Genomic DNA, 21,630 nt, shown 5'->3' on the forward strand with positions numbered 1-21,630 from the left:
AATGAAATTACGGTGTTACCGTTTCTATTTTAATTCCAATATCTTCAATACCTTTTAACTGATCAGTCCTCATTGCATGCGTAATTCCCACAGTATAATCTCCGTTTGCGGGGAATTTATAATTTAACTTGTACTGAAATAAGGTCTCTTTGGTGTCTCCAAAACCACTGCCAATCCAAGCGCCATTGGGTTCCGCTAAAGTATAATTTACCGTGTCTGTAATTTTCTTTTTGGTTTTAAGGTCCATTAAGTTTACAAAAAAACGGATGTTACTGTAAGGGTAATCATTATTATTTCTTACAACAAATATAATATTTTTCGCATTTTGGGCATCTGTAATTGCAAAGTCGAACTTTTGTTCTGCTTTTTTATCCCAAGTGCCATTCAAGTTCTTCATTTGCACTTTTTCTGATGAGTTCATGCAACTCGCAAGAAAAAACAGAACGAGAAAAGCAGCGCATTTCTTATGCATTATTGTCACGTTTGGGTGTAAATTTCTTTTTGTTTTTAAAAGGCTTTTGATTTGGATTTTTAGCATTTTGAGGTGCATTGTTTTCCACGGATAGTTTGCCATTGTTTTCGCCACGATTCTCTGAAGATTTGTTCTCCTGATTTGCGTTTGGAATTGGTTTTCCAGATTGTGGAGGTTTTGGCCCAGAAGTTTTCTTCCGATTCTGATTTTTCCCAACAGGTTTATTTCGTCTTTCGAAACGGTCCATATTGTTCTCCTGAATTAAATCTACTGATTTTACTGGCATATCTGGAACATGAACTTCTTCTAAAGGCACTGTTTTTTCGCCAGCTTTATTCTGAGCAATCAATTTTTTAACATCCTTTACGTCTAAATCATACCACGCCATGGATCTTTCTACATAAGCAAACCACATTTTCTTTTTGAAAACATCGATTTTTATACAAAAAGCTTTCCCATTTATGGTGTCAATAGTTGTGGAAGAGGGTGGAAAATCACTTAAGGCATCCAAATAACTATCTAATTCATAATTTAAACAGCACTTCAACTTACCACATTGTCCCGCTAATTTCTGGGGATTAATGCTTAATTGCTGGTATCGTGCCGCATTGGTGTTTACGGATCTAAAGTCAGTTAGCCACGTAGAACAGCATAGTTCTCTTCCACAAGATCCAATACCTCCAACCTTCGCCGCTTCTTGACGAAAGCCAATCTGCTTCATGTCAATTTTCGTGCGGAAAGTGGTGGCAAACTCCTTGATCAATTGTCGGAAATCTACTCTCGTTTCCGAAGTGTAGTAGAATGTAACTTTGGTTCCATCTCCTTGAAATTCCACATCCGTGATTTTCATGTTGAGATTAAGCCCATATGCTATTTTCCTCGCTTGTAACTTGATGGGTTCTTCTTTCGCTCGGGCATCTTGCCAAACCTCAATGTCTCTTTGGTTGGCTAGTCGGTAAATTTTTTGGGTATTATCTTCAGAGAAGAATTTCTTTTTCATTTGAATTTTCACCAGTTCACCGGTTAAACTCACTACTCCTATATCAAAACCCGGACTTGATTCTACTGTGACTACGCTCCCGATATGGAGCGGTAAATTGTGTACGTTTTTAAAACAAAGTTTTCGATCGTTCTTAAACCTCACTTCTACAAAATCTGTTTGGGTATTTGTAGGATTATGGATATTAGAGAGCCAATCAAAAACACTTAATTTATAACTATTTCCGCAGGTATTTACACTATCACAACCATTAGCAGACTTGGTGCCGCATGAATGGCTAGAATCGCCGGATGTTTTACATCCACAACTCATATTATATTATATTAATGATTGCAAATTTAGCACAAATTTATTTTGTGCCGCAGTAGAGACTTACATTTAACACCTTTCGTTTTATTTAATTTAAATTTTTCACGAAATTTTTAAGGAATTTTTAATAAAAGATTAATTATTATGCAAATCATATAATATAAAAAGTTTAAATTTTAACCATTATTATGGCTTACATTTAAATTAAACAACTCCTGTATTGAGATTTCTTTTAAATTCATAAAACGTCTAAAATTAAGGTTTTAGAACGTTTTTAGGAGAGAAAATTAATCAAGCGGAAGAGTGATTTATTGCATCGTTTGAAAATAATTTATGATTTATTAACAATTGTTTAAAAAATAATTTTATATTTGGCACATTAATAATGATCATATGAAAAAAATTGTTGTAACAACAGCATTGTTAGTCGGGATGTTAGCTCAAGCAGGAGGTTTTAGAGTTTCTTTGCAAGGAGTAAAACAATTGGCTATGGCGCACACAAGTGCACATGCAGAAGATGCGAGTGTCACATTTTTTAATCCTGCAGGAATGTCTTTTATTCCCGCTAAATTAAGTGTAGCAGCTGGTGGTTTTGGTGCAAAATCTATTGTAACGTATCAAAATTTATCTACACTAGAATCTTACGAAACAAATAATCCAATTGGAACTCCAATTTATGCTGCTGTAGCTTATAGGGTTTTAGATAACGTATCTGTAGGTTTCAATTTTTCTACACCATTTGGAAGCACAATAGAGTGGCCTTCTGATTGGTCAGGGAGAGAAATTGTACAGCGATTAGAATTGAAAGCTTTTTACTTCCAACCAATGGTCTCTTTTAAATTGGCGCCTTGGGCATCTATTGGAGGTAGTTATATCTATGCAAAAGGAAGTGTAAACTGGGACAAAGCGGCAACGCAACTTGGCGGAACACTAAACCTTAAAGATGAAGAAGCTTCAGGAAGTGGATTCGGCTTAGGATTTTATTTCAGACCTACGGACAAATTAGACGTAAGTATTGCTTACCGTTCACCTGTAGACATGGAAGCAGAGAATGGAACAGTTAGTTTCAATATTTCTCCAGCATTATTTCCAGCTTTGGGTCTAAACAGTTCTGGTCAAGATTCATTTAAAGCTACATTGCCTTTGGTTGACGAATATACCATTGGTGCTACTTATAAAATTACGCCAAAATGGATGGTTTCTGGAGACTTTAATTATACTGGATGGGACAGATATAATAGTTTGACTTTGGATTTTGCAAATGCACCAATTGGAAACCAGCCAAATGATCCAACTGTTTTAGTAAGCCCAAAGAATTTCCAAAGTACACAAACTTGGAGAGTTGGTACCCAATATCAAATCAACGACATGATAGCGGCTCGTGCCGGTTATTACTACGATGAATCACCGTACACTGATGATAATTTTCAGGCAGAAACTCCATCATTTGACTCCAATGTTATTACTGCAGGTTTAGGATTTAAACTGGCAAAAAGTTTCGGAGTTGATATTGCAGGGGGACTTGCACTACCAAAAAGCAGAGCGGTAAATAACGCGAATACCAATTTTTACGGACAAGCAAAAGCAAAAGCATATTACTTTGGTTTAGGTTTATCTTACAACGCATTTTAAGATTTAATTATGAAAAAAATATTAATTTCAAGCATCGCTTTATCAACTTTATTGTTTTCGATAAGCTGCGAAACTGAATTTGACACAGACGTAAATGATATTGTAGTTTCCCAAGGGAGCGCAAACTTTAGTAAATATGTGGCACTAGGAAATTCACTTACTTCAGGTTACCGTGATAATGCATTATATATTGATGGTCAAAATGAATCTTACCCGAATATGCTTGCATCCCAAATGATGCTTGCAGGGGGTGGAATGTTTAAACAACCATTAATGCCGAATAACTCTGGTGGATTTACAAATTTACCTGGTTTTGCGGGAAAATTTGTATTATCTGTAGTTAATGGCGCTCTAAGTCCGGGACCAACCGCTGCCGGTGCAGCTTTGGACAATATATCAGGTGGTGGACCGTACCAAAATATGGGCGTACCTGGTGCAAAATCTTTTCACTTAGGAGCTGCGGGATATGGTAACGCTGCAGGATTAGCAAACGGAGCGGCAAACCCTTACTTTGTAAGATTTGCATCTTCTGCAAATGCATCAGTGATAGGAGATGCGGTAAGTCAAGCGCCAACATTTTTCTCTCTTTGGATAGGAAATAACGATGTTTTATCTTATGCTACAAGTGGAGGTATCGGTGTGGATCAAAAAGGAAACCTTAATCCTGCTACTTACGGATCAAATGATATTACAGATCCAGCAGTTCTTGCTTCTGTAATTTCTAGCTATGTAAATGCACTCAGCGCAAATGGAGCAAAAGGAGTTCTTGCAAATATTCCGAATATCACTACAATCCCTTTCTTTACTCGAGTTCCTGCAAAACCAATTGCTGGTTTAACAGATGTTCAAGTAGGTCAATTAAATGCAGCATATGCACAATATAATGGCGGACTAGGTCAAGCGAGAGCAGGAGGTCTACTTTCTGAAGCAGAATATCAGCAACGTTTGATTAAATTCACGGCTGGTGTTGCTAATGGTGCCGTAATTAAAGATAAAGATTTAACCAATTTATCAGCATTACAAATTCCATCGTTCAGACAAACCACTTCAAAGGATTTAATTCTTTTAACTACATCATCTGTACTTCAGCAAGGAGGTGGAACATCTACCCAGCTTGATGACCAATACGTCCTTACGGAAAAAGAAGCCGCTAAAGTTGCGGTTGCTACTGCCGCTTACAATGCTGCCATTAAATCTATTGCAGAGAGTAAAGGTCTTGCATTTGTAGACGCGAATGCGAAAATGGCTCAATTATCTGGAGCTTCAGGTATTCAATATGATGGTGTAAAATATTCAGCGACCTTTGTAACAGGAGGAACCTTCTCCCTAGATGGAGTTCACCTTACTGGTAGAGGATATGCTTTAATAGCAAATGAATTTATTAAAGAAATAAATCTGAAATATGGTTCTACCTTACCATCGGTAAATGTTAATAGTTTTAGCGGAGTAACCTTCCCTTAAGATTTTAAAAATTAAATAGAAAATAAAACCACTTGATCCGTCGAGTGGTTTTATTTTTTTTAAATTTGTGCATCTAAAAAAAGTGAAATGTCTGATCAACCAAGTTATTTATTTTCTACCCGAACCAGTAAAGTTTTGGCAGAAAAAATCGCTCAATTTTATGGGCAGGAAATTGGAAAAATAAATTTCCAAGAATTTAGTGATGGAGAATTTGAGCCCGTTCTGGATCAATCCGTAAGAGGAGGTCGGGTATTTCTCATCGGGTCAACTTTTCCACCAGCAGATAATTTGCTAGAATTATTATTGATGATCGATGCCGCCAAAAGGGCTTCTGCAAAAAGCATCACTGTAGTTCTACCGTATTATGGATTGGCAAGACAAGACCGAAAAGACCAACCGAGAGCACCAATCGGGGCAAAATTAGTAGCAAATCTCCTTACCGCTGCGGGAGCAACCCGAATCATGACCATGGATTTACATGCGGATCAAATTCAAGGATTCTTTGAAATTCCAGTGGATCACTTGTATGCCTCTACTTTATTCATTGATTACATACTGAAATTAAATCTAGAAAACTTAACCATCGCTTCTCCAGATATGGGTGGTGCGAAAAGAGCAAAAAATTACGCAAGTCATTTAGGTGCAGATGTAGTAATTGCCTATAAGGAAAGAAAAAAAGCCAATGTAGTAGATGAAATGTTCCTTATCGGAGATGTAGTTGGTAGAAATGTTATTCTGATCGATGATATGATTGATACGGCGGGAACGCTTTGTAAAGCTGCAGATATCTTAATGGCAAATGGTGCAACCAGCGTTAGAGCCATGGCTACCCACGGTGTACTTTCTGGCAAAGCGTATGAAAACATTGAAAATAGTAAGCTCTCGGAAGTAATTGTTACGGATACCATTCCTTTAAAAGACACTTTTACTACTAAAATCAAAGTCCTTTCTTGTGCAGAACTATTTGCAGATGTGATGAAGATGGTACATGAACACAAATCAATCAGTGATAAATTCATTATTTAAATAAATAATCTTTATCTTTGCACCCTTAAAATTTTTTAATATATTATAATGAAATCAATTACAATTCAAGGTACAAAAAGAGAAAGCGTGGGCAAAAAGTCTACTAAAGCCTTACGTGATGCTGAATTAGTCCCTTGTGTTGTTTACGGAGGATCAGAAACTTTGAACTTTTCTGCAGAGGAAAGAGCATTCAAAGGTTTGGTTTATACTCCTGAAGCACACACGGTATCAATTGAGCTAGACGGAAACACTATTCCTGCCGTCCTTCAGGACATCCAATTTCACCCTTTAACAGACAAAATCTTACACGCAGATTTCTACCAACTATCAGATGATAAACCGGTAGTAATGGAAGTTCCTGTACGTTTAACAGGTCGTTCAAAAGGTGTTGTTGCCGGTGGAGCAATGAGACAATCTTTCAGAAAACTAAAAGTAAAAGCAATTCCAGGTAATTTACCAGATGAAATCGTGGTAGATGTTACCCCTTTAAAAATCGGTAGCAAACTTTATGTTGGCGATATTAAAGTAGAAGGATTTACTTTTATGCATCCAGATAACGCGGTAGTAGTAGCTGTGAAAATGTCTAGAACTGCTGCTAAAGGTGGCGCTGGTGCAGATGATGATGAAGAAACTACACCTGCAGAAGGAGAAGCTCCAGCTACAGAAGAAGCAAGCGCAGAGTAATTTATTCGCACTTATATTTTACAATCCTGTCCAAATTAGTGGACAGGATTTTTTTTGGAGCATATCGTTCAGGATTTTTTTCACAGATAGTCCCGCTTTCACTACTCGCTTCCCGCTCCCGATTTCGGGAGCGGGAGAGCTCAAACATGCCGTTCAATCGGGGCTAGAAATAAAAAGTTGAGTGTCCCTAGATAAACAGACCTTCGCCTGAATGCAAGTCATAATTTTTACTTATTTTTACTCTTCTTGAACAATTGCTATGGTAAATAAATTACTCTTACTCACTTTCTTTTTGTGCATCTCTTTCCTAGGGGCGCAGCAAAATGAGGAGTTTATGAGTGCAAAAAAATATTTCGATTATCAGCGTTTTATGCTCAATAAAGAATTTAAAAATAAGTTCGATAAGGAGAAAGAACTGCCCGTAAAAATTGCCATTAAGCAAGATTTCGCAGAATTCATGGTAAAACTGGATAGTATTCAGAATACGGCTTTTATCGGGACTTTAATTAAAGTTAAAAACCGGGAGGACTTGTCCAAAATTTTCACCAAGAATCTACCCAAACTGCAGTTAGACGCTGTAAAAAAGTCTGAGATCACCGAAGACGCACAATATCCCGGCGGTTTTGAAACATTGCGGAAAGAAGTAGCAGATTTATTTTACTCTGATGCAGTTTTGGTTGATCAAAAATTGTTGAAAGCCAATGTTGTTTTCGTGGTAGAAAAGGATGGGAGCATTAGTTTTGTAAAGGCCGAAGGTGATAATTTTAGTTTTAATAGGCAGGCGGAAATTGCGGTCTATCTTCTCCCTCAAAAATTTTCGCCGGCTGCCATTAACGGAACTGCGATTCGTTACCGATTCAGACTGCCTTTAGCAATGAATTTCGAGTTCGGAAAATAAATTTAATCACATCGTTAATATGTATTGAATTTAATTTTATATTTGAATAAAATATAAATGAAAAAACTATTACTTATTGCATCTCTTGTTTTTGCAGTTACTGTTCAAGCACAAGAAGAAACTTCTGCTCAAAGACAAAATGATATCATGATCAGCCCAATTGAATTAATCGCTGGTTCAACTTTAAATGTGTCTTACGAAAGATTACTCAACAAAGATTCTGGGATCGGTATTAACGCGATTCTTTTGTTAGATAATGGAGATAGCGGCGGTGGCTTACAATCACAGATTTCACCTTATTATCGTATGTATTTCGGTAAAAAATATGCGGCTGGGTTTTTTGTAGAAGCTTTTGTACCAATCACAATGTCTAATGATTCGGTTTACATGCCTTATAATGGGTCAAGTTCTGGTTATTACGAGTCTTCATACAGATATGAAAAAAATACAACTATTGGTGCAGGAATTGGTTTTGGTGGAAAATGGGTTGCTAGAAAAAACATTGTTTTCGAAGTCAGTGGCGGTGTCGCAAGACGATTCGGTATGAGTGATGAATACAATGATACTCCAATTACAGGAAAAGGAATGCTAGGGATCGGTTATCGTTTCTAGTATCTAATAACATTTTATAAAAAGGTTTAGTTTTGCACTGAACCTTTTTTTATTTAAAGTATATAATTTCACAAACCTAAAATCTAATACCTTCCAATATGTTTACCGATGAATACTACATGAAAATGGCGCTGCAAGAAGCGCAGATCGCTTTTGAGAAAGAGGAGGTTCCGATTGGGTGTATCATTGTTTCTAACAATCGAATTGTAGCAAAAGCTCATAATCTGACCGAAGCTTTAAATGATGTAACTGCCCACGCAGAAATGCAGGCAATTACTTCCGCAGCAGATTATCTTGGCGGTAAATATCTTCAAAATTGTACGATGTATGTTACTTTGGAACCTTGCGTGATGTGTTGTGGTGCTTTGAACTGGTCGCAGATTTCTAAGGTCGTGATTGGTGCAAGAGATGAAAACCGGGGTTTTATCAACAAACATTTAAAACTGCATCCCAAAACAGAAATCGTTTTAGGCGTGATGGAGCATGAATGTTCCGTTTTGGTGAAAGAATTTTTCAAAAGCAAAAGATAATAAATTTCCTTCTGAAAAGTTTTTTGAATAATTTTTTTTGAGCGGTTTTAATATTAGTGAGCGTTAATTTTAAATTTGTTGTAAAAATCATCAACTATCAATCATCAACTATCTAAAGATCTTGTCCTAAATAATAAAGACCTTTCAGTGTATGCAATCGGTCCGCGATGTGTATTTTCTCCGTTAAGGGTTTATAAACATGAGAAACTCCACCTGTTGCGATCACGAAACAATCTGCTTCAACTTCATTGTTGATCCGGTCTACAAAACCTTCAACCATTCCTAAATAACCGTAAACCATTCCGCTCTGCATACAGGAAACGGTGTCTAAACCTAAAACTGATTTTGGTTTTATCAATTCAATTTCCGGTAATTGTGCTGTGTCATGAATTAAAGAGTTCAACGCGGTAATAATTCCAGGCGCGATAATGACGCCTAAAGTTTCGCCTTTTTCATCGATGCAACTTGCGGTCAATGCTGTTCCGAAATCGAAAATAATTTTCTTTTTATCGGCGGGATAAAGGTGATGAGCCGCTACTAAATTCGCATAAATGTCCGTTCCCATTTGTTTGGATTTTGGCTGAACTTCAGAAAGAGTTTCGCGATTGACAATAATGGGATTTTTACCGTGAATTTTTTTCAAAGCTCTTGTAATATCGTAAGTTAATTGAGGAACTACGGAACCCACAATTACTTTATCAATGTTCATCGCTTCAATTTTGTGATTTTGATACATCATCATAAACTGAGCCTGCATTTCATCACTTGTTCGATAAGGTTTCGTATTGATAATCCAGGAAATATCGCAGTTATCCTCATCAAAAAGTCCGAATCTGATGTTTGTATTTCCGATGTTGATTACTATTGAGTTCATTGGGTTTGACCTTTAATTTCAAAAATTGTTTGTGATTTTATGGCTAAAAGTTTACTTCACCTCCACCATATTATCCGCCATATTCACATCTGCCAATCTTTGAGAAAAATCAATTCCCAAGGCAGAAATCTGCGATTTGTCGTAAGGAATTGTGAACGTATATTCTTTCTGCATCCAAGGCCAGTAATTTAGAGTTTTGAAATCGCCATAAATGTCTTTGGATTTCCAAACGTGGGTCATATTCAAGGGAATTTGGTAATTCACCACTTTTTTATCTTTCGTGAGGATGGAAAAATCAATAGGCATCGGAATAGATCCTTTATTTTCCAGAGTGATGGTAGTAGAATTTGCCTCATATTCCACCTCTTTTACAGCGTAATCAATTGTTTTCACGGTGTTAATCCAGTAATGATGAAACCACTTTAAATCCATTCCGGAGATTTTTTGGGCAATATGCATGAAATCTTTATCGGTCGGATGTTTTAAATTCCACTGTCTGTAAAATTCTTTCATGGTAAGGGATAAATTTTGCTCGCCCATAATATAATTGAGCTGAACAAGAAAAAGTTCTCCCTTGGTGTAAGAAGCCACGGAATAAGCGCTTCCATTATCGTGGTGATCGCCTAACCAACCCGCAGGTTCTTCAATTCCTCTCTTTGTAAAATTTCTATAGCTGTTAATACTTCCTACAAATGGGTTAGCTACAGATTCTTTCGGCGGAAAAAGTTGATGCATGATCATACTGTCATAATAACTTGTAAAACCTTCATCCATCCAAGGTCGCATACTTTCATTGTAAGCCAAAATCTGTTGGTTCCAGGAATGTCCACCTTCGTGCACCATTAATCCTACAATCCCTTCCAAACTTCTGCCTTCGCCGAGCATCATGGTTGCCATTCCATATTCCATTCCGCCATCACCACCTTGAATGTAAGAATAACTTGGATAAATATAGCGTCCTAACTTTGCATTCATCATTTGAAAAAACTTAGTAACATAAGGTTTGGTTTCTTCCCAAAGTTTTGTTTTTTCCGATTTGTGATAAACATAATAAATTTTCGGACCGTCTAAAATGGTGAAATTTTCTACCGTGTAATCGCGGTCTGCAGCCCAGGCGAAATCCAGCATATTTTTCGCGGACCATTTCCAGGTTGCTTTATTGTTTGCATCGGCTTTAATGTTAGCTTTAGCATCATATCCTTTTACTTCCAAAGGGTTTTCTAAAGTTCCACCCGCACCAATCACGTAATTTTTATCGATTTTAATCTTGATATCGAAATCTGAAAAAGGCGCATGAAATTCTCTTCCTACATAATCAAAAGTCGCCCAACCTTCATAATCGTATTCTGCAATTTTTGGATACCACTGCGTTATGGTCATGTCGATTCCTTCGCGGTTATTACGGCCGGATCTACGGATTTGCATAGGAATTACAGCGTCCCATTCCATTGTAAAAGTGGTCGTTGAATTAGCTTTTAGAGGAGTTGCCAATTCTACTTTCATAATCGTTTCCTGTATTTCGAATTTTAAATCTTTTCCATTTTGTTTGATCCAATGAATATTTTGGACGCCTTCTTCATTTTTTGGGATCGAAGCTAAACGAGAAATTCCGTCTTTTTGCAACCGGGAATCACCATTTTTCGCTTGCCCCGCAACTCTTTGATCCATCATAGATCCGGGTTTAAAGGCATTCCAATACAAATGAAAGTAGACCACTTTCAATTCATCTGGAGAATTATTTTTATAGGTTAATGTTTGTTTACCCTCATACGTATAATTGGCGGCATCTACATCTATGTCCATTTGGTATTTGGCATATTGCTGATAATATGCGTTTTGCTGTGCGGTAATGCATCCAAAGACAAGCGTAAGTACAATCAGAAATCCTTTTTTCATTGTAAATTTTTTTTAGAAATGGAAAGATAGGAATTTTTAAAAATGAAAGAAAAATTTCGTCCTCCTATTTTAAATAAAAAAACCCTTTCAGGAAAGAAAGGGTTCAATATTATAAGAATAAATCTTTATTTATCAAGCACCGGTTTAGAGCTTTCTAAGATTTTTTCTAAGATTTTGTAGGTAATGAGGTAAGTTGGTTTCACTCCGGTTAAACCTAAACCACCAGAAGATAAAGTTGAGCCAGTTTCCAGCGGATTATCTGAGGCGTAATACGCATACATCACAAACAAATCTTCGGAAATGTGATGGCGAATTTTGGATGCTACCTGAATGGCTTTCTGGTAATGCGCACCTTCCATTTCTAATCCAATCGCCTTCCAAGATGTATCCATGAAATATCTCAGAATATCTTTATTTTGAAGTGATGTTCCTAAAACAGTGACCATTCCACCTTCAAAAGCCTGCAATTCATCATCTTCAAAATCTGCTAATTTCAAAGCATTTTCAAATGGATAATTATCTGCGGTTCCTTCAAAAACGTGAGAGGTTGGGATCATAATATCACCTTTGCCACCCATTAAAATTCCGGCTTTACCCATAATAGATATGGATTTTACCTTCATCGTATATACTTCCTGGTTGTATTCATAGGGACGAAGCAATTCATCCATCACTTCATACGCTTGCTCACCGAAAGCATAATCAAAGACCATCACTACATCTTGACCTTTAAATTTAAGGTGAGAAAATGGTGTATTTTTTAAATCGGTTTTGGCTAAATCGATGATTTGCACGTCAATATTACTTCCACTTTGGTCATCAATGTAGATTAATCCTGCATCTTGGGAGTGCGTCAAAACTTTCTCCTGTAAAGATTTTTTATTAGAAATCTCTTCATATAATTTGTAATCTACGGTCTTCGTTGGCTTTTTACCTACTGCATCATTCGCATAAAGCATATTTTTTACAGAGTGCATGTTTGCAGAAATAATATGAAGGGGACGCATTTGCAGATTGTTTTCTGCTAAAACTTTTTTCACATTATTCGCCCATTTTTCGCCAAATAAATGGTGACCAACGCGCTCCCGAAGTATGGAGGAAAAATGAATTTCTCGCTCTCTGATTTTTTTGTAATCGTTGAAACTTTCGTCTCCTAAGTGATAGATAATTTTAAAAAGTCGATCTGGATTGGCATCATCTCCAAAATTATTGTAAGCGTTTAAAGTTTCATCAAAGGTTCTTCCTAGAACGGAAGACAAGTGGATTAAGGCAACTTCTTTTTCTTTTCGGCTGAATTTTTTCTCCCCCAAAGCAACTTCTTCAATGATTTTCCAAGCTCGTGTTGGTTTATCATTTTCATCGGAAATAAATGCAATTTCTCGGATTTTGTCTGCTTCTATATATAGGAAAGTAAGGTGAGTTAAGATATCATAGATTTCTGAGCGACCTAATAAAACCTCAATATTCATTTGATGCTCATCAATACGGTAGCAATTTCTCCTTCTTTTTTTCGGAACTATTACCTCAAAACTTCCTTTTTCAAAACCTTCATCAGACGTAAGGTGAATGAAAGAACATTCTTCAATTCCTTCTGGAAGACGATCTAAAACATAGAGCAAACCGTCTAATTCTATTTTATTTGGAACGCCCATGGTTCCATAAATTTCTGGGTTGATGATGGTGAGAAGGGAGCGAAGACTTTCGCCAGAGATTCCGGAAGGTTTAAAAAAACCTCGATAGAATAAATGTCGCATAGAAACATAAAGTCGCTCAATTGCTTCAGTCGTTTCTCTTGCACGTGAATTTACCATAGTTTATCTTTTGGCAAAGATAATACATATCTCTGAAATCCCCCATTCTGCCTTGTTATTTAATAATTCCTTAATAGATTCCAAAATATAGATGATAACAAAAATAAAATACACCCCTCATAAATTATCCTAAAAATTATAATTTTGTATAAATTTCATAGACACCCCTAAAAATAATAGGGTAAAATATTTTTTTATGCAATTAATTTGTATTTTTGCCCCTACAAATACACAATTAAATGGCATACTTAAGATTTAAAGCATTAGAAATGCTCTCTTTTAAAGATTATAGAAAAGATAATGCGGTAGTAGTTCCCGCTAAATTATCAGAACTTTTCTGTCAGAATGTATTTTCTGAAGAAACCATGAGATCTTACTTAACTCAAGAAGCTTTTAAGTCTATACAGGACGCCATAAAAAGAGGCACCAAAATACAGCGCGATGTTGCAGATCAAATTGCAGTTGCCATGAAAGATTGGTCATTAAGCAAAGGTGCAACGCATTATACGCATTGGTTTCAACCTTTAACTGGATCAACTGCAGAAAAGCATGATTCATTCTTCACGCCGTTCGAAACGGATAGAGCTATTGAAAGATTTTCTGGAGGAATGCTGATTCAGCAGGAGCCAGATGCTTCTTCTTTCCCGAATGGTGGGATTAGAAATACTTTTGAAGCAAGAGGGTACACTGCATGGGATCCAACTTCACCTGCATTTATTATGGGAACTACACTTTGTATTCCTTCCATTTTTATTTCTTACACGGGTGAAACTTTAGATTACAAAGCACCACTTTTAAGAGCACTTCATGCCTTGGATACGGCTGCAACTGACATTTGTAAAGCCTATTTTGATAAAAACGTAACGAAAGTGAGTCCAACTTTAGGATGGGAACAAGAATATTTCTTGGTAGATTCTGCTTTGTATCAGTCTCGACCGGATTTAGTAATCACGGGAAAAACTTTGTTGGGACATTCACCAGCCAAAGGTCAGCAACTTGATGATCATTACTTTGGATCGATTCCAACACGGGTCATGAACTTTATGAAAGAGTTGGAAATTGAGTGTATGAAATTGGGAATCCCAGTTACAACCCGCCACAACGAAGTAGCACCTAACCAATTCGAATTGGCTCCAATGTTTGAAGAAGTAAATGTAGCGGTTGATCATAATTCCTTATTAATGGATATTATGGCGAGAGTTGCGCACAAGCATCACTTCCATATTTTGTTCCATGAGAAACCTTTCGCGGGGGTAAACGGTAGTGGAAAGCACAACAACTGGAGTATGGCAACGGATACTGGGGAAAACCTTTTGAGTCCAGGAAAAAATCCGAAAAAGAATCTTCAATTTTTAACGTTCTTCGTGAATACCTTGAAAGCGGTGCACGATTATGCTGATTTATTAAGAGCAAGCATAGCCTCCGCAAGCAATGACCATCGATTAGGAGCAAATGAAGCGCCACCTGCAATTATTTCTGCTTTCATTGGAAGTCAGTTATTCGGCGTATTGGAAGAATTGGAAAAAGTAACCGATGGTAAACTTTCGCCGGAAGAGAAAACGGAATTGAAATTAAATGTTGTAGGCAAAATTCCAATGATTTTATTGGATAATACAGATAGAAATAGAACTTCACCATTTGCCTTCACCGGAAATAAATTTGAAATTAGAGCAGTAGGATCTTCTGCAAACTGTGCTGAGGTAATGACGGTGATGAACTCCATCATGGCAAAACAGCTTCAAAACTTTAAAGTTGAGGTTGATGCTTTAATAGAAAAAGGATTAAAGAAAGATGAAGCAATCTTTAATGTTTTACGGGAGTATATAAAGGACTGCAAAAACATTATGTTTGAAGGAGATGGTTATTCCGATGAATGGGCAGAAGAAGCTGCAAGACGAGGTTTAAATAATTTGAAAACGACTCCAGAAGCGTTGAAAAGAGAGAAGGATCCAAAATTTATTGCCCTTTACGAAGACCTGGGAATCTATACCCACCGTGAGATTGAAGCGAGAACAGAGATTAAGCTGGAAAAATATTCTACAGTGGTATCTATTGAAGCTACAGTTTTGGCAGATATTGCACGCAATCACATTATTCCATGTGCTTTAAATTATCAAACAAGATTAATAGAGAATGTAAAAGGACTGAAAGAAATTTTTGGCGACAAAGAATTTAAAAATTTGGCGAAAGACCAGATGAATATGATTACGGAAATCTCTGAACATGTATCTGTAATGAAAATTGGAGTCGATCAAATATTAGAAACGATTGCGAGAGCAAAAAGCACGGCTGATTCCCAAGAGATGGCAGAAATATTCTGTAATGAGGTAAAACCATATTTTGATGTTATTCGTAATGCCTCTGATGCCTTAGAAATGTTAGTAGATGATGAATTATGGCCACTTACCAAATATAGAGAATTGCTGTTTACCAGATAATTATACTTGAAAATCAAGTACGAAATCCAGAGAAATCTGGATTTTTTTTTGATATTGATTTTTTCGATGAGAAATAATAGAAATTTTTCATCGAAATATGTTAATATTTCTTAATATTAAAAAAATAGCAACCCCTTTAAATAAAGGGATTGCTATAATATTTCTTTTAACATTATAAGATAAAACGTTAAAATGTGTTAAAATGTGTTTGGTGAAAGGGTGTTATCACCCGATGTAAAACTCTAATACTTACTTTTGCCTTGCAAATAAAAACAAATATTACTTTTTTAACACAGAAATCAAATATATATGAAGAAAAGTGTTCTGTCTTATGTCGTTGCGACTCTTGCTGTTTTCTCACTACAATCTTGTGTTTCCAATTATGTAGTCTCAACTCCAACAAGCTACCTCAATGAATACAAAGCAGATGCCAAACTTGCATCAATTGATAATAAAAAATTAGAATTAGCAAAAACACAACTGCTCAATAGTTTCAAAGAAGAAAAAATTGCTGCAACTAAAAGTTTAGAAAATTCACTGAAAAATGAAGAAATTGCTAAAACGATCAAATTTACTAAGAAAATCGACGATTTGCTGACTGAAGCAGAATCTTATTTAGGAACTCCTTATAGATATGGTGGAATGACCAGAAGTGGAATAGACTGTTCAGCTTTTGTACTATCTGTTTTCGGATCAGTTGCTGGTGTAAGTTTACCAAGAGTAGCCGCTTCACAAGCACAGGAAGGAGAAAAAATTGAAAAAGAAAATTTACAGAAAGGAGATTTAGTCTTCTTTTCTCAGGGTAGAGGAAGAATTTCCCACGTGGGAATAGTAGAAAGTGTAGATGAAGAAGGAGCTGTAAAGTTCATTCATGCAGCAACCTCAAGAGGAGTGATGATCTCTTCATTGACAGACAGATATTGGGGGCCGAAATTTAGATTTGCTAAAAGAATTATTTCTCAGCAAGTTTTTAATAGCAACTTCGCAAATAATTAAAATAGATAATTGAGCTGACAAAACCACCTGCATTGGGTGGTTTTGTTGTTTTTAACAGTCTCGTAATCTTTAAATATTTAGTGGTAAGATTAGTCTTATCCTTCCATCATTATCTTCCATCAAAATCTTGCAGAGTTAATTTCCTTTATCTAATCGAAATTTAAACTTACCCTTAAAATTGATTTATTTTCCCGCCTGTTAACTGGGAATGAACTGAGGTAAAATGAAGGATCGCCAACTTTGAACCAAAGTGAATCAATGTTTAATTAAAACTAATGGCTAGGAAGTGGTTGAGGTGTGTTGAATCTTATGAAAATTTAAACCAAACTATTTCGGTCTGCGTAATTCAGCTTAAAGAAGATGAACGTCATGAGGGAAAAAGCCAAAAATGAACTTCCACCATAACTGAAAAATGGCAGTGGAATTCCTACGGTGGGGAAAAGTCCCATCACCATTCCCAAATTAATGATAAAGTGCATGAATAAAATGGACGCAAAGCAATAACCAAATACCCTATTAAAGGCAGATTTCTGGCGTTCTGAGAGATAATAAATTCGCCCGATAAAAACCGCATAGAAGATAACGAGCATTGAAGCTCCAAAAAATCCCCATTCTTCACCTACCGTACAGAAAATATAATCCGTTTCTTGTTCAGGAACAAATTTCCCCTGCGTAACCGAGCCTTCTTTGTAACCTTTTCCAAAAAATCCACCTGAACCAATGGCGGTTTTGGAATATAATAAGTTATACCCCGAAGTATCCCGAAAAGCTTTTTCTCCTTTATATAACACTTCAATCCGTTCCCGCTGGTGTTTTGGCAATTTTTCCAAAATCTTTGGAGCACTGAAAGCCAATCCACATAAGAGTAAAAATGATCCAAATATGGTAATCACTTTCATGATATGCCAATGAATTTTGAAAAAGTTGAAAAGGATGAATAAGCCGTAAATTGCGGCGAGTCCAATGATAACGTAAGTAGGATCAATTGCCAGTGCGACTAAAAAAACCAGTGCAAAAATTCCGGCAATTCCAAAATACCATCCACTTAACCCCTCACGGAAAAGCGCGATAAAAAATGCTGTAAATACCAAAAGTGACCCAACATCAGGTATTGCTAAAACTGCAATTGCGGGGACACCAATAATTGCGAAAGATGTCCACAATGATTTGCGAATCTGCAAATTAAAATTGGGTCCAGAAACATAATTAGCCAGCATTAAGGCGGTTCCGATTTTTGCAAACTCTACCGGCTGCATGGTAAATCCACCGAAGCGATACCAGTTTTTTTGACCTAAAATTTCTGTCCCAAAAGGAAAGAGGCCCACCAACAGGAGAACACCTGCAACATACATGATGCTTGCAAAATTCTCAAAAAATTTAGTACGCATAAAAAAGATGAGAATCCCCACCACCAGAGAAATACAAAAAAACATTAACTGTTTTTTTCCTAATCCCTCATCCACACTGTAAATATTCGCAATTGCAAAGAGTGAAATAGCGAGATATATAAAAATCCCTAATTTATCAATTCCTTCTGTCCACTTCATTTCTTCTGTGAATTTAGTTTTTGTTTCAGGGAATCTCTTCGAAGAATTAGTTTTGCGCGCAATGCTTCATTCTTAATAATCTTTAGGCTATCTTCTATATTTTCGATTTTCAAAGAATCTTTGTTTGGCTCCTTGTATAATCCTTTTCGTTTCAATTCTACGGTCCATTGTCTTTTATATTCTTGCATAAAACTGGCGCTAGTCAATTTTTTATACAGATTTTCTCTCTTTAAACTTCCGGTCAAATATTTTTCAGCAATCACGGCGGCGGCAGGTCCTGCCCAGGTCGCTCCAAATCCCGCATGTTCCATCACGGCCGCAATTACAATTTTAGGATTTTCTGCTGGTGCTGCTAAAACAAAAATTGAATTATCTTTTCCTTGCGGAACTTGCGCCGTACCCGTTTTAGCAAGCATCGTAAAATCTGGGGATTTTAAACTTCTTGCTGTTCCATTTAAAACCACCGCTTCCATCCCTTTAATAATTGGTCCAAAATGCTTGGGGTCTACCAAAGTCTTATGTTTAATCTTAAAACGTGGGTCAGGATTTGGTTTTCCGTCTATTAACTTTACAATGTGAGGCGTGTAATACCAACCTTTGTTTACAATTGCTGCAGTGGCATTTGCCATTTGTAAAGGGGTTAAAAGCACATCACCTTGTCCCATTCCATTGAAGATTGAGCCATTCATGGTATAAGCATTCGTCCAATCTTTTTTTCCACCGCTGCGTTTTTCATAAAAGGCTCCACTCGGAATTCTGCCTTTCGATCCAACCGCTAAATCATTATTTAAAAATTCGCCGACACCAAAACTGCTCATGATTTTTTTCCATTCGTCCACTCCTTTTGAGGGATTACCAGGATATTTATTCATGATCGCAATAAATGCGTAAGAAAAATAACAGTTGCTTGAAACTTGTATTGCGGGAATTAAAGGATCTGCGCCACCATGTCCTTTTACTCTAAGACCTCGATAATTAAATCCTCCACCACACGGGAAAATAGTGTTTTCATCCATCACTCCCATTTGCATCCCGGCAGCTGCGGTTAACAATTTAAATGTAGATCCCGGTGGATAGGCTGCCTGCAGCGATCTGTCAAAAGTTGGTCGGTTATTGTAAACCGTGTCCATCTGTAAACGGTAAAGATTTTTAGTTTTTTCTGCACCTACAAAAAGGTTGGGGTCAATGTCTGGTCCAGTCGCCAGAGCTAAAATTTCGCCGGTAGCAGGATCAATCGCAACTATTGCACCATGCTTATTCACGAGCATTTCCTCTGCCAACCGCTGTAAATCATAATCAATGGTTAAGGTTACATCTTTCCCCGTAACCACATCTTTATCCAATGCTCCGTTTTTATAAGAACCGATGCTTCTAAGGCGAATGTCTTTTTGAATATATTGAATTCCTTTGGTGCCACGTAAAACATTTTCATAAGATTTTTCTACGCCGGTTTTTCCAATAAAATCTCCTGGAAGATAGTAGAGAGAATCTTTTTTGATTTCTCTTTCATTCACTTCGTTGGTGTAGCCTAAAAGATTACCAGAAGTAGAAACTTCATATTGACGTTGAGGTCTGGAAACAATGCTAAACGCCGGATATTTAAAGATAATTTCTTGGATTCTTGCGATTTCTTCGCGACTTAAATTTTTCAAGAAAGTCATCGGTGTTAACTTAGAATAGTATTTTTCCTTTTTGATGGCTTCAATTCTAGCGGTGAAATCTCTCGGATTCATTCGCACCAAATTACAGAAATCAAGCGTATCAAAATCTGGTTTCATCAAAGCTTGTGTGAAAGAAATCTCATAAGAAGGTTGATTACCCACCATTATTTTTCCGTTCCTGTCAAAGATAACTCCACGTTGTGGGATTATGTATTCAGTTTTGATGGAAGTATTGGCTGCATTTAATGCATACCGATCCGTGAATAATTGTAAATAGGCAAGCCTCGCGATAAATATAATCGCGATGAGGGAAAGAATAGCGGTGATTTTTAGGTATTGCGATTTCATATGTTTCCAATGATTTTATTAGAGGGCATACGAAAATTCATTTTCAAAGAGAGCATTTTTATAGACATTCATTCGGTTTCAAACTTTTTGCTTGATTTTAAATGCTATAGCGTATAGCATGATGAATACAAATGAAATGGCACTTGATGCCAAAACATTCACGAATATCTCTAGAATACGGCTAAATTTAAAGAATTCCAAATATTGCACTAAAAATTGATGCAGAAATATGCTGGAAAAAATAAAGAATAGATACTGAGTCCATTGTAAAGATTGGAAAGAAAAGAAATCAGTAGAAGTATCAGTAGAAGTACGGAAAATCAAAGTTCTAAAATACGCGATGAGCGTGGTTGCAAAAGCATTGATTCCCCAAGTGTAGAGAAAGGCATCAATCCCTAATCCTAGTAAAAAACTTAAAGCGAGAAATTGATATTTATTCCGAAAGAAAGGATAAAACATGATAAACACGGGATACAAAACCGGTGTGTACTTCCCGAACAGAGTAATTCTATTTAATACGAAAATTTGCAATGCAATGAGCAAAACAATCATCAATACATCTGTAAAAAATGTTCTGCTTATCATTTCTCTTTATTTATAGTGGCTTGCAAGGTGTCTTGAATTCTATCAACTTCAGCTTTTTTCAGGTTTTTTACCACGAAAATTTTGCTCAGATTTCCTAATTTCTCGTTCATTTCTACAGAAATGTCCCAAAAACCTGTTTTGCTGTCTACTTCATATCCAGAAACCTTTCCGATGATGATGCCTTGCGGAAAAATAGCCGATTTACCATCTGTTAAAACGGTATCTCCCACTTTCAGCGGAACATATTTCGGAACATCTGCCAAATGCATTGTTCGGGAATCATTTCCACGCCATGTTAAAGTTCCAAAATATCCCGACTTTTTTAAGGAAGCATTAATCTTAATTTTATTTACACTTAAAACCGACTGAACTAAAGCGTAAGATTCTGTCGTATTAATAACAATTCCTGCAATTCCATTGGGAGCAATTACACCCATTTTTGGAGAAACGCCATCTCTTCTCCCGCGGTTAATGGTGAAGTAATTATCTTTTCTATTGATGCTGTTGAAAACTATTTCACCATCTACGAAGGTGTAGATTTGACCACCACCAAGTGTGTCATGAACTTTTCTGAACTGCGGAATTTCGGACGTGTTTTTTCCGTACACCTCTTCCATGAGCATTTTGTTTTGAGAAACAAGCTGTTCATTTATTTGCTTAAGCTTAAGGTATGAAGTTCCCTGATCGATATATCCAGAAACGAAAGAGTTAAATGCTGCCGTTTGACCCGCAATCCATGACTGTTGCATTGAATTTCGGCTGAAAATCAATACCAAAGCTATGAGTTGCAGAAACATAAAAAAGACGAACAAGCTGTTCCTCGAAATTAATCTCAGCAATGATCCCATCC

General features: G+C 36.6%; 18 protein-coding genes. 9 read left to right on the top strand and 9 right to left on the bottom strand.

What is annotated here, in order from left to right:
• Positions 1-7: 7 nt before the first annotated feature.
• Entirely contained in the window at positions 8-538 is a 531-nt protein-coding gene (locus RCH13_RS11660) for a gliding motility lipoprotein GldH (RefSeq protein WP_442784631.1), read from the bottom strand.
• Positions 465-1,784 carry a PSP1 domain-containing protein gene (locus RCH13_RS11665; RefSeq protein ID WP_326987423.1) on the bottom strand — a complete coding sequence of 440 codons (1,320 nt, stop codon included), beginning with the start codon at positions 1,782-1,784 and terminating at the stop codon, positions 465-467. The genes RCH13_RS11660 and RCH13_RS11665 overlap by 74 nt, the downstream gene beginning before the upstream one ends.
• Before the next feature lie 390 nt (positions 1,785-2,174).
• Here RCH13_RS11665 and RCH13_RS11670 point away from each other — a divergent pair, with 390 nt between their 5' ends.
• The 7 genes from RCH13_RS11670 to RCH13_RS11700 all read left to right on the top strand — a co-directional run bounded on the left by RCH13_RS11670 (position 2,175) and on the right by RCH13_RS11700 (position 8,624).
• The gene (locus RCH13_RS11670) at positions 2,175-3,413 is read left to right on the top strand and encodes an OmpP1/FadL family transporter (protein WP_326987424.1); all 1,239 of its coding nucleotides are present in this window, start codon (positions 2,175-2,177) and stop codon (positions 3,411-3,413) included.
• Between the two features lie 9 nt (positions 3,414-3,422).
• Positions 3,423-4,874, top strand: a complete 1,452-nt coding sequence (locus tag RCH13_RS11675; RefSeq protein WP_326987425.1) for an SGNH/GDSL hydrolase family protein — start codon at positions 3,423-3,425, stop codon at positions 4,872-4,874.
• Positions 4,875-4,961: 87 nt separating this feature from the next.
• Positions 4,962-5,900 carry a ribose-phosphate pyrophosphokinase gene (locus RCH13_RS11680; protein WP_326987426.1) on the top strand — a complete coding sequence of 313 codons (939 nt, stop codon included), beginning with the start codon at positions 4,962-4,964 and terminating at the stop codon, positions 5,898-5,900.
• Positions 5,901-5,948: 48 nt separating this feature from the next.
• Entirely contained in the window at positions 5,949-6,584 is a 636-nt protein-coding gene (locus RCH13_RS11685) for a 50S ribosomal protein L25/general stress protein Ctc (protein ID WP_326987427.1), read from the top strand.
• A 334-nt stretch (positions 6,585-6,918) separates the two neighbouring features.
• The gene (locus RCH13_RS11690) at positions 6,919-7,482 is read left to right on the top strand and encodes a hypothetical protein (RefSeq protein ID WP_326987428.1); all 564 of its coding nucleotides are present in this window, start codon (positions 6,919-6,921) and stop codon (positions 7,480-7,482) included.
• Positions 7,483-7,539: 57 nt separating this feature from the next.
• Complete coding sequence (locus RCH13_RS11695; RefSeq protein ID WP_326987429.1) at positions 7,540-8,094, top strand: DUF3575 domain-containing protein; 555 nt, start codon at positions 7,540-7,542, stop codon at positions 8,092-8,094.
• 98 nt (positions 8,095-8,192) lie between these two features.
• Positions 8,193-8,624 (top strand): nucleoside deaminase, encoded by a 432-nt coding sequence (locus RCH13_RS11700; RefSeq protein WP_326987430.1) that lies wholly within the window; start codon positions 8,193-8,195, stop codon positions 8,622-8,624.
• Positions 8,625-8,736: 112 nt separating this feature from the next.
• Here RCH13_RS11700 and RCH13_RS11705 read toward each other — a convergent pair whose 3' ends face one another.
• From RCH13_RS11705 to RCH13_RS11715, 3 genes are all read right to left on the bottom strand, one after another.
• A complete protein-coding gene (locus tag RCH13_RS11705) occupies positions 8,737-9,498 on the bottom strand; it encodes a type III pantothenate kinase (protein ID WP_326987431.1) in 762 nt (253 codons plus the stop codon).
• Positions 9,499-9,549: 51 nt separating this feature from the next.
• Positions 9,550-11,394 carry a M1 family metallopeptidase gene (locus RCH13_RS11710; RefSeq protein ID WP_326987432.1) on the bottom strand — a complete coding sequence of 615 codons (1,845 nt, stop codon included), beginning with the start codon at positions 11,392-11,394 and terminating at the stop codon, positions 9,550-9,552.
• 125 nt (positions 11,395-11,519) lie between these two features.
• Positions 11,520-13,205, bottom strand: coding sequence for a DUF6909 family protein (locus tag RCH13_RS11715; RefSeq protein WP_326987433.1), 1,686 nt, complete (start codon positions 13,203-13,205; stop codon positions 11,520-11,522).
• Between the two features lie 239 nt (positions 13,206-13,444).
• Between RCH13_RS11715 and RCH13_RS11720 the strand changes: the two genes are divergently transcribed.
• Positions 13,445-15,643 (top strand): glutamine synthetase III family protein, encoded by a 2,199-nt coding sequence (locus RCH13_RS11720; RefSeq protein ID WP_326987434.1) that lies wholly within the window; start codon positions 13,445-13,447, stop codon positions 15,641-15,643.
• Between the two features lie 309 nt (positions 15,644-15,952).
• The gene (locus tag RCH13_RS11725; protein WP_326987435.1) at positions 15,953-16,639 is read left to right on the top strand and encodes a C40 family peptidase; all 687 of its coding nucleotides are present in this window, start codon (positions 15,953-15,955) and stop codon (positions 16,637-16,639) included.
• Between the two features lie 317 nt (positions 16,640-16,956).
• On the opposite strand, the gene rodA is transcribed toward RCH13_RS11725, so the two are convergent.
• The 4 genes from rodA to mreC all read right to left on the bottom strand — a co-directional run bounded on the left by rodA (position 16,957) and on the right by mreC (position 21,628).
• On the bottom strand, positions 16,957-18,186 hold the full coding sequence (gene rodA / locus RCH13_RS11730; RefSeq protein ID WP_326987436.1) for a rod shape-determining protein RodA: 1,230 nt from the start codon (positions 18,184-18,186) through the stop codon (positions 16,957-16,959).
• Complete coding sequence (locus RCH13_RS11735; RefSeq protein WP_326987437.1) at positions 18,183-20,195, bottom strand: penicillin-binding transpeptidase domain-containing protein; 2,013 nt, start codon at positions 20,193-20,195, stop codon at positions 18,183-18,185. The genes rodA and RCH13_RS11735 overlap by 4 nt, the downstream gene beginning before the upstream one ends.
• Positions 20,196-20,273: 78 nt before the next feature.
• The gene (locus tag RCH13_RS11740) at positions 20,274-20,780 is read right to left on the bottom strand and encodes a rod shape-determining protein MreD (RefSeq protein WP_326987438.1); all 507 of its coding nucleotides are present in this window, start codon (positions 20,778-20,780) and stop codon (positions 20,274-20,276) included.
• Complete coding sequence (gene mreC, locus RCH13_RS11745; RefSeq protein ID WP_326987439.1) at positions 20,777-21,628, bottom strand: rod shape-determining protein MreC; 852 nt, start codon at positions 21,626-21,628, stop codon at positions 20,777-20,779. Before mreC ends, RCH13_RS11740 begins: the two co-directional genes overlap by 4 nt.
• Positions 21,629-21,630 lie beyond the last annotated feature (2 nt).

The sequence above is a fragment of the Chryseobacterium sp. MP_3.2 genome, assembly GCF_035984805.1.
Lineage (GTDB): Bacteria > Bacteroidota > Bacteroidia > Flavobacteriales > Weeksellaceae > Kaistella.

What these genes read in the sequence shown, in the direction of transcription:
- RCH13_RS11725 (WP_326987435.1), top strand. Translation starts at nt 15,953, where the DNA reads ATGAAGAAAAGTGTTCTGTCTTATGTCGTTGCGACTCTTGCTGTTTTC.
- RCH13_RS11695 (WP_326987429.1), top strand. Translation starts at nt 7,540, where the DNA reads ATGAAAAAACTATTACTTATTGCATCTCTTGTTTTTGCAGTTACTGTT.
- RCH13_RS11700 (WP_326987430.1), top strand. Translation starts at nt 8,193, where the DNA reads ATGTTTACCGATGAATACTACATGAAAATGGCGCTGCAAGAAGCGCAG.
- RCH13_RS11675 (WP_326987425.1), top strand. Translation starts at nt 3,423, where the DNA reads ATGAAAAAAATATTAATTTCAAGCATCGCTTTATCAACTTTATTGTTT.
- RCH13_RS11740 (WP_326987438.1), bottom strand. Translation starts at nt 20,780, where the DNA reads ATGATAAGCAGAACATTTTTTACAGATGTATTGATGATTGTTTTGCTC.
- RCH13_RS11705 (WP_326987431.1), bottom strand. Translation starts at nt 9,498, where the DNA reads ATGAACTCAATAGTAATCAACATCGGAAATACAAACATCAGATTCGGA.
- RCH13_RS11680 (WP_326987426.1), top strand. Translation starts at nt 4,962, where the DNA reads ATGTCTGATCAACCAAGTTATTTATTTTCTACCCGAACCAGTAAAGTT.
- RCH13_RS11665 (WP_326987423.1), bottom strand. Translation starts at nt 1,784, where the DNA reads ATGAGTTGTGGATGTAAAACATCCGGCGATTCTAGCCATTCATGCGGC.
- RCH13_RS11735 (WP_326987437.1), bottom strand. Translation starts at nt 20,195, where the DNA reads ATGAAATCGCAATACCTAAAAATCACCGCTATTCTTTCCCTCATCGCG.
- RCH13_RS11670 (WP_326987424.1), top strand. Translation starts at nt 2,175, where the DNA reads ATGAAAAAAATTGTTGTAACAACAGCATTGTTAGTCGGGATGTTAGCT.
- RCH13_RS11715 (WP_326987433.1), bottom strand. Translation starts at nt 13,205, where the DNA reads ATGGTAAATTCACGTGCAAGAGAAACGACTGAAGCAATTGAGCGACTT.
- RCH13_RS11710 (WP_326987432.1), bottom strand. Translation starts at nt 11,394, where the DNA reads ATGAAAAAAGGATTTCTGATTGTACTTACGCTTGTCTTTGGATGCATT.
- RCH13_RS11660 (WP_442784631.1), bottom strand. Translation starts at nt 538, where the DNA reads ATGCTAAAAATCCAAATCAAAAGCCTTTTAAAAACAAAAAGAAATTTA.
- RCH13_RS11720 (WP_326987434.1), top strand. Translation starts at nt 13,445, where the DNA reads ATGGCATACTTAAGATTTAAAGCATTAGAAATGCTCTCTTTTAAAGAT.
- RCH13_RS11685 (WP_326987427.1), top strand. Translation starts at nt 5,949, where the DNA reads ATGAAATCAATTACAATTCAAGGTACAAAAAGAGAAAGCGTGGGCAAA.
- rodA (WP_326987436.1), bottom strand. Translation starts at nt 18,186, where the DNA reads ATGAAGTGGACAGAAGGAATTGATAAATTAGGGATTTTTATATATCTC.
- mreC (WP_326987439.1), bottom strand. Translation starts at nt 21,628, where the DNA reads ATGGGATCATTGCTGAGATTAATTTCGAGGAACAGCTTGTTCGTCTTT.
- RCH13_RS11690 (WP_326987428.1), top strand. Translation starts at nt 6,919, where the DNA reads ATGAGTGCAAAAAAATATTTCGATTATCAGCGTTTTATGCTCAATAAA.